Genomic DNA, 13,448 nt, shown 5'->3' on the forward strand with positions numbered 1-13,448 from the left:
CATGGATGGGGAGAAGCATGACAGTTAGAGCGGCTCGGCAAACGATTGCCGATATCCCGGGTTGGGAGGCGACAGGCGCCGCGGAAATTCACGGGCGCATTGTCTGCGCCGAACGGCTCCATCGCGAAGACGGCCTGGTGATGTACCGCGTGCGCACCGACGCGAGCGACCAGCCGCTCATCGTGAAGGCGCCGTTCGAGGAACGCGCGTCGCGCGAACTCCTCGCTTCGTTCGAGAAAGAATATGGTCTGCGCGATTCGATCGACTCCCAATGGGGTATTCGTCCGCGCGAGTTGTTTCGTTCGGGCGGCCAGTTTCTCCTCACGCTGCACAATTGCGAAGGCGTGTCGCTTGGCGGCGATATCGCGCATGGCCGCTCGCTGCCGCGCTTTCTAACGCTTGCGGTGTCGCTCGCCGCGGCACTCAAGGGCATGCACGCGCAAGGCCTCGTGCATCACAATCTGAGTCCCGCCAATCTGTTCGTGGATTGGGAGCAGCGCGTGTGGATCACGGGCTTCGGCAGCGCCTGCGGCATCGAGGGCAATTACGTCGCCAACTATGGTGCCAACTACGCGGGCGGTGGCGAAACCGGCCTCGTGCCCATGAGCCAGCTCCCGTATCTCGCGCCCGAGCGCACCAGCGCCGCGAGCCAGCGCAGCGATCCGCGCAGCGACCTGTATTCGCTCGGCGTGCTGCTGTATCAGTTGCTCTCCGGGCAGATGCCCTACGAGGCGCGCGAGCGCGAGGAATGGGTCTATTCGCATCTCGTGAGCACGCCGCGGCCGTTGGGCAATCTCGTTCCCGGAATCCGTCCCGAGATCGAATTCGTCATCAACAAGCTGCTGGCGAAAGCCGCCGGCGACCGGTATCAGAGCGCAGCGGGCGTCGAGGCCGACCTGCAGCTGTGTCTCGACGAAATGACCCAGGGTGCGGAGGTCTCGCCCGCGCTGCTCGGTCGCGGCGAGCGTCAATCGCGTGCCGTGTTCCCCGTGCGCACGTATGGGCGGCAGCGCGAACTCGAACAGCTGCACGGCGCGCTGGAACGTGTGCGCCAGACTGGCGACGCCATGGCGGTGATCGTTGAGGGCGAGCCTGGCGTCGGCAAGACATTCTTCATCGAGGAATTCAAGCGCAATATCGGTGCGGCCGGCGTGCATTTCACGCTCGGCAAGTTCGATCAGTACAACGACAACGTGCCGTACGCGGCTTTTGTTCAGGTGCTGCGCGGTCTCGTGCGTCCGCTCCTGAGGAAGACCGGCCCGGAAATCGCGCTATGGAAAGGGCGCTTCGAGGAGGCGGTGGGCAAGAGCGGCCAACTGATCGTCAATCTGGTGCCGGAGATTGGGGCGATGGTGGGGCCGCAGCCCGCAATCGAAACCCTGCCGCCGCAAGAGGCGACCAACCGTTTTCTGCTGGTCGTCAAGCGCTTTCTCATGCTGTTTTCGGACAGGCAGCGGCCGCTCGTGCTCTTTCTGGACGACGTGCAATGGCTCGATTCCGGCACGCTGGAAATCATCGACGGACTCGCTTCGGATGCCGAATTAAAAAATCTGCTGCTCGTGCTCGCCCACCGCAGCATCGATCTGGGCCGCTCGCGCGTGGCGAGCGAACGGCTCAACGGCATTCTGTTCGGCCGCAAGGTGACCGAGAAAATCGGCCTGTTGCCGCTCACGCTCGCGGACGTGGTGACGCTGATCGCGGAGACGCTCGTCGAACCGCCTGAAGCCGTCACGCCGCTCGCTTCGGTGATTTTCGAAAGGACGGGAGGCAATCCGTTCTTCACGATCGAGTTTCTGCGCGAGCTGATTCAGGACCGGCTCATCATGCCGGACTCATACAGCGTAGGCTGGACGTGGGACATCGACACGATTCGCAACAAGGGCTACACCGACAATGTGGTCGATCTGCTCACGCTGCGTCTCACGCGCCTGAACGACGAAACGAAACACGTGCTGGCGGTCTTCGCGTGCGTGGGGGGCACGGCGCGCGTTGGCGCGCTGGCGCGCGTGCTCGGCACCGACAGCCGCCGCGTGCTGGCGACGATGCGCGAAGCGGAGACGGCGGGCCTCGTGTCGCGCAAGGGCGAAGCCTACCGCTTCGCGCACGACCGCGTGCAGGAGGCTTCGTACGCGATGCTGGGCGAAACCACGCGTGAGCTTGCGCACGCGCAGATCGGCACCAATCTGCTCTTTGCCATGCCAACGGCCCCGAGCGCGGCCGAAGTGTTCGAGGTGGTCGGTCACCTGAATCGCTCGCAGCGCATTCTTTCGCAAACGGACCGCATACGGCTTGCCGAACTCGACGTAGTGGCGGGCAACGCAGCCAAGGCCGCGGCCGCCTGGAGTTCCGCGCGCGAGTATTTCGCCCAGGCGGAAAAGCTCATCGATCAGTACGGTGTGAGCGAGGCGCGTATCGACGTATTCCGGCTGCTGCTCGATATGGCGGAATGCGAGTACCTCACGGGCGATTTCAGCCGGGCGCTCGAAACGGCGCGCAAGGCGTGCAGCCGCGCGGGCGGTCTGCTCAAGCGCGCCGCCGCGTTGCGCATGGAAATCCGTATTCACCAGGCGTCGGGCGACTACCGGCTTGCGGTCGACACGACGCTCAAGGCGCTTGCGCTGCTGAACGTCGAGGTGCAGGGCGAAGGCATCGACGATGCGCTGGTCGCGCAAAAGCTCGCGGCATTGCGCGAGCAGTGCCCGCCGCACCAGGTGGCGGCGCTGCTCACGCGCGGCTGCCTCGAAGACCCCATGCACGAGGCCGTCATCGGCCTCATCATCGACGCGATTCCGAGTGCATATATCGGCGTGCAGAAGCTGTTCCCGATCCTCGTGCTCAAGGCAGCGGAATTGTGCCTGGCGCACGGCAACACGCGTCTGGCGGGGTACGTCTACGCAATCTATGCGCTGTTGCTGGTCGGCACCACGCGCGACTTCGATTTCGCGCTGCGCTTCTCCGAGCTTGCGCTTGCCGTGAACGAGCGCTATGGCGAACAACGTTTGACCGGCACGCTGCTGCACTTGCACGCCGACCATATCCTGGTCTGGCGACGGCCATTTCGCGCGGCGATCCCCATACTGAGCCGCGCGATGAGCCAGTGTGTGGAAGCGGGTGACTTCATCTACGCCGGCTATATCGCGTTCGAGAGCATCTGGCAGGCCTACGAGCGCGGCGATCACCTCGACGAGGTGACGAATCTGTGCCGCGAAAATCTGCGCTTTGCGAACGAGCTGCGCAACAGGACCATCAGCGTCACGATCGAGCTCGAGTTGATGTACCTGCTGCGCCTGCAGGGCATCGATACTGCGGACCTTGGGCTGCCGTCCACGCGTGAAGCACTCGTTGCGTACGTGCGCGAGAGCCAGTTTGGCTGTGGTATCGCTTATGCGGCGATCATGGACATGAAGCTGGATTTCCTGCACAGCCGCTTCGCCGCCACGGTTGCGCGCGCGAGAGAAATCGAGCCGCTGCTGGGCGCCGTGATGGCCATGCCGATCGAGGTGACTTACTACTTTCTTCGCGCGCTTGCGCTCGTGCGCGTGATCGACGAAGTGCGTCAGGAAGCCGGGCAGGAGGCGGGCTACCAGGCGCGCCGCGAATTGATGGAGCGTGAGCTGGTCGACGCCATCGAGCGGCTCAAGTCATGGGCGCAAAGCGCGCCTGAGAACTTCGGCAGCCGCTGCGCGCTCGTCACGGCCGAATATGCGCGGCTCGTGGGCGACTATGTCCAGGCGGAGCAGGAATACGAGCGCGCGATCGAACTGGCCCGTGAGAATGGCCAGCCGCATTACGAGGCCATGGCGCGCGAATGCGCGTCGCACTTCTACCTGCAACGCGGGTTGATTTCGGTGTCCCAGGCGTGCCTGCGCTCGGCTCGCGACGCTTATGCGCGCTGGGGCGCCGACGCCAAGGTGCGCAGTCTCGAGCAGGCCTTTCATCACCTGCGCGACTCCGCGCCCGCTGCGCGCGGTGCGCTCGCCCACGCCGCGCCACAAGGCACAGTCGATGTCGCGGCGATGGTCCAGTTGTCGCAGGCCGTTTCGAGCGAGATCGATCTCGACAAGCTGGTGCAGGCGTTCATGCAGATTGCCGTGCGCCACAGCGGCGCGCAGCGTGCGCTGCTCATTCTCTGGTCGGGCGAGAGCTTTCGCATCGTGGCCCAGGCCGGCTGCAAGGAGAGCGGCATTACGGTCGAGGCTAGCGACATGGGCCTGTGCGAGTCCATGGTGCCGCTTACCGTAATTCGCCATGTCATGCGGGTTCACGAGAGCGTCGTCATCGACGACGGCGCGGAGCCGAACGACTTCCGCGACGACCGCTATCTCGGTACAAGCCGCTGCCGCTCGCTTCTCTGCCTGCCATTGTTGCGGCATGGGGGGCTGGTCGGCGTGCTGTACATGGAAAACGGTGTCACCCCATACGTGTTCGATGTCGCGCGCATCAACCTGATGAACATGCTGGCGACCCAGGCCGCCATTTCCATCGAGAACGCGAGACTCTATTCCGCGCTCAAGCGCGAGAACGTCGAGCGCCGCCAGACCGAGGCGCGGCTCAGACGCAGCGAGGCGTTTCTCGAAGAGGGGCAGCGTATCAGCAAGACGGGTACCTTCATCTGGAACACGACCACGAACGAGTTGCTGTGGTCGCGCGAGAACTACGCGTTGTGGGGCGTGGAGTTCACCTGCGAGCGGCCGACGATCGAAATGTGTCTGGCACGCGTGCACGTCGACGATCATCTGCGCTTCAAGGAAGTCTTCGTGAAAGCGATCAGCGAAGATGCGACCCATAGCTTCGAATTTTCGACCGTACAGGACGACGGCAGCCTGCGCCGCCTGCAGGTAATTTTCCGTCCGTGGTCGAGCGACGAGAGCGGCGCGCGCGAGTATATCGGCGCGACGATCGACATTACGGACCGGCGCGCCTTCGAAGACGCCTTGCGGCGCGGCGAGATGTATCTCTCCGAAGCCCAGCGCCTGAGCAATATCGGCAGCATTGGCTGGAATGTCGAATCGCGCGACATGACGTGCTCCGCGCAAACGTACCGGATCCTCGAAATGGACGAGCCCGCGCGGCCGCACATGGATCTCATGCTGGAGCGCATTCATCCCGACGATGTCGATCAGGTGCGTCGGGCGCTGCGCGAGGCGGAGGAAGGCGCGTCGATCATCGAGGCCGAGTATCGCGTGCGTGTGGAGGCTGGCGCCGTGAAGTACCTGCGCATGGTGGCAAGGCCGATCGAGTCCGCTTCCCGCGCCGTGGAATACGTCGGCGCCCTTGCCGACATGACGGAAATTCACCAGGCGCAAAACGCGTTGCTGCGAGCGCAGGCGGAACTCACGCACGTCACGCGCGTGTCGACGCTGGGCGAATTGACGGCGTCGCTCGCGCACGACCTCAAGCAGCCGCTCATGGCGATCATCACGCATGGCGAGGCGGGCATGCGCTGGCTGGACCGCGCGGTGCCTTCGGTCGCCGAAGCGCGCAACAATCTCTCGCGCATCGTGAGCGACGCGGACCGCGCGAGCGAAGTGATCAATCGCTTGCGTGCGCTCGCGCGCAAGGAGCGCCCGAATCGCGCCGCCATCGATTTGACGCAAACCGTCACAGAAGTGGTTGCGCTCGTTCGGCAGGAAATGGAAAAGAACAATATTCGTCTGCGTGTCGTGGCGGAGGACGGTTTGCCCAGGGTCGCCGCCGACAAGATCCAGATTCAGCAGGTGGTCATGAACCTGATCTTCAACGGCATGCATTCGATCCTGAAGTGTTCGGGCAGCACGCGGGTGCTGAAAATCTCGGCTGAACTGGTTGGCGCGGAATCCGTGCGCGTGAGCGTGTGCGATTCGGGTACGGGTATCGCCGCCGATATCGTCGAACGGCTGTTCGAGCCGTTCTTCACGACGAAATCGGACGGCATGGGGCTTGGTTTGTCCATTTGCCGCTCGATCATCGAGGAGCATCGCGGCTCGATCTGGGCATTCAACAACGACGAGGTGGGCGCGACGTTCTGCTTCGAGCTTTGCGCGGCAGGACGCTGCGCCGACGTCGCTGTGCCGGCTCACGCGAACGGGATGCTCGCATGAGCCATTCCGCGCCCATTCTCGATCAACTGGCCGATTACGATGTCACGCAACTGGTCGCGGGTCCGCCTGCGCTCTATCGCGGCGTGAACAAGGAAGGCGCCCGTGTGCTGTTCGTGGTGACGGAGGACGGCCCGAACGAGCACGAGTGCCGCGCGCAGCTGGAGCACGCCTATGCGCTGCGCACGCGTCTTGCTGCGCCATGGGCGGCGCGGCCTCACGCGCTATTGCGCGAGAACGGCTTTTGCGCGCTCGCGTTGCGCGATCCCGGCGGCACGCTCTTGCGCGAGCGTTGGCGTTCGCCGCAAAAGCTCGAGCGCTTTCTGCTCGCCGCCATTGCCATTGCGGGCGCCGTGGAATCGCTCCATGAAGCCGGGCTGATCCATTGCGACCTGAATCCCGCACATATTCTGCTCGACAATGCCGAAGCGTCGGCGTGCCTCATTGGCTTCGGCCACGCGATGATGGCGAATCGTTCGGAGCGCGAAACGAATCTTCACCGTGGCAGCAGCGGCTCGATCGAATACATGGCGCCGGAGCTTTGCGGGCGCATGGAGCGGATGCTGGACTGCCGCGCCGATTTGTATTCGCTGGGCTGCCTGTTCTACGAAATGCTTACCGGCGTGCTGCCGTTTACGGGCGTCGACAGAATGGCGCTTGCGCATGCGCAGCTCGCCAAGCAGCCCATGCGTCCTTCAACCTATGCGCTGGGACTGCCTCGCCAGGTGGAAGCGGTCGTCATGAAGCTGCTCGCCAAGAATCCCAACGATCGCTACCAGTCGGCGGCGGGGTTGCAGGCCGATTTGATGCGCTGCCTGAATGCCGGCGCCGGCCCGGAGCGCAGCGGGCCCGCTGTGTTTCCGCTGGACCTCCACGCGAGCGTCGCGATCAGTCGTCATGCCGGCGCGCTCTATGGCCGCCGCGTCCAGATGGACGCGCTGGACGCAACCTTACGCCGCGTGAGCACGAGCGGCGCGGTCGAGCTCATCTTCGTCGCCGGATATTCGGGCAGCGGAAAGTCCGCGCTCATCGATCAGTGGGCAAGCGCAATCGGCACGCCGGCGATTTCGTATGCGCGGGGTGTCTGCGAACAGCTCGACTCGACGCAACCTTACGGCGCGCTGGCCCGCGCGCTCGAGCGGCTCATTCGTCCGATTCTCGGCCAGGAAGACGCGAGCTTTGCCGCGACGCGCACGCGCCTGGCCGCGCGCCTGGGTAAGCGCGCGGAAATTCTCTATGGTCTCTTGCCCGACCTGAAGCTGATACTGGGCGATCTGTCGAGCGACGACGAAGCGCAATTCAACGTAGACAGAGCGCTTTATTTGCGCACGATTGCCGATCTGCTCAAAGGCGTGTTGCAGCCCGAGCGCCCGCTCGTGCTCTTTTTCGACGACATGCAGTGGGTCGATGAAGGCACGCTAACCGTCCTCGATTATCTGACCCGTGACGGCGAGCTCTCGCATGTCATGCTGATCGCGGCGTTTCGCAGCAATGAAGTGACGCCGGGGCATGCACTTGCGCGGCTGATTGCAGAGGCGAAAGACCGGCATCAGGTGATTGCGGTCGATCCGCTCGAACGCGGCGACATGGCGCGCCTCGTTGGCGATACGCTCGGCTGCAAGCTCGACGCGTCGCTGCCGGTCGTGGACATCATTCGGGAGAAGACGGGCGGCAATCCGTTTTTCACGATCCAGCTTGCGGCGGAACTCGCGAGCGAAGGGCTGATTGAGTTCGAGGAAAAGGGCGCGCTGCGGCTCGTGGACGTCGATCGCATTCGCACCAAGCTGTATTCGGACAACGTGGCAGACCTCATGCTGCTGCGCTTCGCGCGGCTGTCCGAAGCCGCGCGTCACGCATTGCAGGTCTTTGCGAGCCTGGGTGGCGCTGCGAAAGTCGCGGATCTCGCCGCGGCGGCGAGCCTCACGCAGCAGGCGTTGGAAGCGAGCCTGCGCGAGGCGTTCAACGCCTCGCTGATCGACCGGGACGCGGACATGCTTCGCTTTACGCACGACCGCATACGCGAAGCCGCGTACGCCTCGATGAGCGAAAGCGAACAGGCGGCCCTGCACCTCGATATCGGGCGCAGGCTCGCCATGCGCTTGCGCGAGGACGAGCCCAGCGACGAGCTCTTCGTCGTCGCGAACCAGATCAATCGTGGGGCTTCGCGGATCGTCTCGCCCGAGGAGCGCAAGCGCTTTGCCTACCTCAATCTGCTTGCAGGGGAAAGAGCGAAGACAGCGACGGCGTACACGTCGGCGCTGGTCTATTTCGAAACGGCCGCGGCGCTGATCGACGAAAGCACCGACGAAGACACGGCGCAATGGACGGAATTCCACCGGGCCGACGTGGAATGCCTGATCGGCACCCTCGCGCCCGCCGAGGCGCGGCTCGCAGCGCTCGGGCGCAAGCCGGTGAGCATGCCGTTGCGGGCGGAATTGACGCGCTTGACGGCGAGCCTGCAAACCGCGCAGAACAGGCAGATTCAGGCAATCACCACGGGGCTCGATTTCCTCGCCAGGCTCGGCGTCAACATCGAGGAGCGTCCGGCGGACTCCGAGGTTGATCGCCTTTACCGGCAGTTGCGCAGCGAATTGGGCGACCGATCGGTTGCGCAGCTTGCCGATAACGCGTGGGTCGAAGACCCGGTGTGGCGCTGCGCGCTCGACGTGCTCGCGGACCTCATTCCGCCTGCGCTCTTTTTCAACGCGAATCTGCTCGACGTGATTCTGCTGAACCTGACCTTGCTCAGTTTGCGGCACGGTCTTTCGGATTCCGCGGCCTATGGTTTCGTGTGCCTGAATCTGGTGTTCGCGCAGCGCTATGGCGACTACAGGACGGGCTACGAGTTCGCACAACTGGCCGTCGACGTGGTCGATCGTTGCAAGCGGTCCCGTTACAAGGCGCGCATCTACATGCGCTTTGGCAGCCTCGTGATTCCCTGGAGCCGGCCGGCCCAGGACGCCATGCCGTATATCGAGCAAGCGAAGAAGGTGGCGAAAGAAGACGGCGATCTGGTGTTCGACGTGTCCGGCGCGCGCAATGTGGTGAGCGTGCTGCTTCTTGCGGGCAGGCCGCTGGACGAAGTGCTTGCGGAGGCGAGGAACGGGCTGAACGTTGCAAAGCTGTCGCGGTTCTTTCTGTATTCGGGCGTTTTCCGCGCGCAGATCCAGCTAGTCGAACAACTGGGCGATGTGGGTCGGCGCGAGAGCGCGGAGCCGCCCGGTGACGAGGAGTACCAGCGGGACATCGACGCCGTTCGTGCGAACAACACGAGCGTCGGCTTTGCCTACTGGACATGCATGCTTCAGGCGAGCTTTATTTCTGGCGATATCGAAGCGGCGCTCGAAGCGGAGGTGGCGGCGAGGCGGTCGATCGGCGCGTCGAGAATGTTCCTCGAATTGATCGAATATCGCTTCTTTGGCGCGCTTACGCGGGCGAAGCTGTGCGAACTGGCGGCCACGCCGCAAGAACAGGCCACGCACCGCGAAGCGCTCGACGCACATCGCGCGGCGCTGGCCGAATGGGCGCATGTCGGCCCCGCCAACCTCATGGGCCGGGCGGCGCTCGTCGATGCCGAAATCGCAAGGATCGACGGCCGCGCCCGCGAAGCGGAGCACCTTTATAACAAGGCCATTCGCCACGCTCACGAACGGCGCATTCTGCATGTCGAGGCGCTCGCGTGCGAACTCGCAGCGGGGTTTCATCGCCAGCAGGGCCGCGCCGTGATTGCCGACGCCTACTTGCGCGATGCTTCGCACGCCTATGCATGGTGGGGCGCGAATGCCAAGGTGCGCGCCATGACGGAGCGCGGCCTCAAACCCGAGGCCGCGGCCAGCGCGTCGATGCCGGCTTTCGACTACCCGTCCCAGCAGCTCGATATTGCCGCCATCATCAAGGCTTCGAGCGCGCTGTCCAGCGAAATCGTGTTGAGCCGTCTGATCGAAACGCTCGCGCTCGTGACGCTCGAGCACGCGGGCGCCCAGCGTTGCGTGCTCGCGCTGAACCACGAAGGCGGTTTGCAGATTCACGCCGAAGCCGAAACTCGCGCCGAACTTGCCGAAGTCAATGTCGTGCGACGCGAGATTTCGAGCGAGGACCTGCCGCTTACACTGGTGCGCACGGTGATCCGCACGGGGCAGCCGCTCGCGCTCGGCAGCGCGGCGACGGAGGGCGGCTATACGCGCGACGACTATGTGCGGCGGACCCAGGCGAAGTCGGTGCTGTGCCTGCCATTGCTCAAGCAAGGCGGTCTGGTCGGCGTGATCTTTCTGGAGAACCGGCTCAGCGAGAACGCGTTCACCGAGGACAAGATCGCAGTGCTTTCCGTGCTCGGTGCCCAGGCCGCCATCGCGCTGGAAAACGCGCGCCTCTATCAGGATGTCGTCGAGCAGAATCAGCGCATCGCGCATACGGAGGAGGCACTGCGCAACGCGATGGCCGAACTGTCACGCGTAACGCGCCTCACGACCATGGGGCAACTGGTGGCGTCCATTGCGCATGAAATCAGTCAACCTATCAGCGCAATTCATTCGTCGGCCTCGGCGGGCGTGCACTGGCTCGAGCGAGAGCCGCCCGCGCTCGAGGAGGCGCGCAAGATGCTCGCGCTCGTGGCGGGCGAGAGCCTGCGCGCTTCGAGCATCATTCATGGCATACGCGAGCTGGCGAAGAACGTGCCGCCCACGCTAACCGTATTCGACCTCAGGTGCGCCGTTGCCGAAGCGCTGCTGCTCGCCGGCGCCGAGGTCGAGAATAACCATGTCGAAGTCAATAACGCCATCGCGCCGGAGTTTTTCGTCAAAGGCGATCGCGTGCAGATTCAGCAGGTCGCGCTCAATTTGATCGTCAACGCGGTGGAGGCGATGGCGAGCGTCGATGCGCGCGCCCGCGTGCTCGAACTCTCCAGCCGCCATGTGGACGGCGGCCGGGCCGAAATCATCGTGGCCGATTCGGGCCACGGGCTGCACGCCTGCATCGAGGGTTCGCTATTCGAGCCGTTCGTGACGACCAAGGCGACCGGCATGGGGCTGGGCTTGTCGATCTGCCGCTCGATCGTCGAGCGCCATGGCGGCACGCTGGAGTTCGAGCCCAATACGCCGCATGGTGCGCGCTTCGTTTTCTCGCTTGCGGCAGCGTTCGCGCCGCGCGAGGACATTCGGCACTAAGCGTCAGCCGGTCCGGTCGATCGCCTGCTTGACGTGCATCGCCAGCGCCTGTGCGCTGACCGGTTTAGTGAGGAACGCGCGCACGCCGATCGACATGGCCCGGGCCTGAACTTCGGCGGTCGGATACGCGGTGATCAGCAGGAAGGGCGCATCGACGCCCATGTCGAGCATGCCTTCGAACATCTGAAGGCCGGACATGCCCGGCATCTGGAGGTCGGAGACAACGCACGCGGTGCGATTGTGCGCAAGCCAGCGCAGGACGTCATTCCCCGATTCGAAGGTTTCGACCTCGTAGCCGAGCGAACGAAGCAAGCTGGCAAGTGCAAGCCGAACTGACTGATCGTCGTCGACCACACAGACGTGATGAGCGGCGGACACGCATGATCTCCTGAACAACAATGGCGCGATGGAACAGAACCACAGCGCGGGTCGACAGCGCTGATAGTAATGAGGGAATTCGCCTGGCGGAATCATACGCTTGTATAGCGGGTGTGAATATTTACAACACCGGCAACAAGGCGAGCGCCATTGAGGAGAGAAAAGCGCGTGAGAACGCTGCGCGGCGCACGTGACGGGTGCGCACGCCGCGCAGGTTACTTGTGATTCATTCCGAATAATTTCGGAATGGAAAGTTATTGTGCCGTCGCATTGGAGGCGCGGGGCAAGGCGAGACTCGTCAATGCGCCGATGATGCAGAGTGCGCCCACATAGAGTTCGGGGGCAGACGGGTTCCACTTCAGCATCAACGAAACGAAAACGGGCGTCAGGCCGCCAAATACCGCGTAGGCCACGTTGTACGAAAACGATATGCCGGAAAAGCGCACGGCGGCCGGAAAGGCATTGACCATGGCCACAGGAATGGCCGCCACCGCGCCGACAAAGAAGCCGGACACGGCATAGAGCGGCAGCAGTGCGCCCGGATCGGCGGCGAGATGCCGGAGCATCGCGAAGTACGACGCGCCGAGCAGCAGGCAGCCAACGAAGATCGTGCGCCGTGTGCCGATGCGGCCCGCAAGCGATCCGGCGACCACGCAGCCGATGGTCAGGCAAAACGTCGCCGCGGAATTCGCCTGCAGCGCGGTCGCGGGATCGATATGAAAGCGCTTGGCCGCGAGCGTGGGCGTCATCAGGATCACGACGACGATCGCCGCGGTGAGCGTCCACGTGAGCAGCATCGAAACGATCACGGCGCGGCCGTGCTCGCGCAGCACGGTCTTGAGGGGCACTTCGGTGGCGAGCGTGCGCTGCGCCTTCATTTCGACGAACACCGGCGTTTCGTTGAGCCAGCGGCGCAAAAAGGCCGAGAGAATGCCGAACAGGCCGCCGATCACAAAGGGAATACGCCATGCGTAGGCGGCAATTTCCGCGTGCGAGTAACGATGATTCACGGCCGAGGCAATGAGCGAGCCGAGCAGGATGCCGAACGTGAGGCCCCCGGTGAGCAGGCCGCACGCGTAGCCGATATAGCGCGGCGGCACGTGCTCGGAAACGAAGACCCATGCGCCCGGCACTTCGCCGCCCACGGCAGCGCCTTGCAGCACGCGGCACAACAGCAGCAGGACGGGTGCGGCGATGCCGATGGCCTCGAAAGTCGGCAGCAGGCCCATGAGGAGCGTGGGCAGCGCCATCAGCATCACGCTCAGGGTGAACATGCGCTTGCGGCCCACCAGATCGCCGAAATGCGCCAGGATCACGCCGCCGAGTGGCCGCGCGAGGTAGCCCGCCGCGAAAATGCCGAACGTTTGCGTCTGGCGCAGCCAGTCGGGAATGGTGGGGGGAAAGAACAATTGGCCGATTGTGGCGGCGAAAAATACGTAGATGACGAAATCATAGAATTCGAGTGCGCCGCCAAGCGCAGCCAATGTGAGCGTGCGGTGATCGCTTCCCGCCAATGGGCGGTGCGGCACATAGGGAATTTGTGGCGAATTTAGGGAATTCATCGTCGAGGCCAGGTTGGTTTGATGGAGGGCACGTTCGGTGCGCGTGGGCGCGATGCGCGAGTCGTGAACCGACCTCGACGCCGATAACGTGCCAGGCCATCAAAACACCTGATCGATTCGCGCTATTCCAACCGCAGCGCAAGAGATACACGGTGATAACAGTGGTGTACAAAAAACTCACGAAGTGCAACGGGTCATTCGGATATGATTTAGGACGGAATTCACCAACAATCCCTTGATGCTCGAATTGAATGCGCATGGCGAGCGGC

4 protein-coding genes are annotated in these 13,448 nt (G+C 63.8%); 2 read left to right on the plus strand and 2 right to left on the minus strand.

Going from position 1 to position 13,448, the window contains the following annotated elements:
* Nucleotides 1–17 precede the first annotated feature (17 nt).
* Nucleotides 18–6,080, plus strand: coding sequence for an AAA family ATPase (locus tag VSR72_RS24720; RefSeq protein ID WP_342954968.1), 6,063 nt, complete (start codon nucleotides 18–20; stop codon nucleotides 6,078–6,080).
* Entirely contained in the window at nucleotides 6,077–11,239 is a 5,163-nt protein-coding gene (locus VSR72_RS24725; protein ID WP_342954969.1) for an AAA family ATPase, read from the plus strand. Before VSR72_RS24720 ends, VSR72_RS24725 begins: the two co-directional genes overlap by 4 nt.
* A gap of 3 nt (nucleotides 11,240–11,242) precedes the next feature.
* Here VSR72_RS24725 and VSR72_RS24730 read toward each other — a convergent pair whose 3' ends face one another.
* Nucleotides 11,243–11,617, minus strand: coding sequence for a response regulator (locus VSR72_RS24730; protein WP_342954970.1), 375 nt, complete (start codon nucleotides 11,615–11,617; stop codon nucleotides 11,243–11,245).
* Nucleotides 11,618–11,871: 254 nt separating this feature from the next.
* Entirely contained in the window at nucleotides 11,872–13,179 is a 1,308-nt protein-coding gene (locus VSR72_RS24735) for an MFS transporter (RefSeq protein WP_342954971.1), read from the minus strand.
* Between the last annotated feature and the right edge of the window lie 269 nt (nucleotides 13,180–13,448).

It is taken from the genome of Paraburkholderia sp. JHI869, assembly GCF_038900775.1.
Lineage (GTDB): Bacteria > Pseudomonadota > Gammaproteobacteria > Burkholderiales > Burkholderiaceae > Paraburkholderia.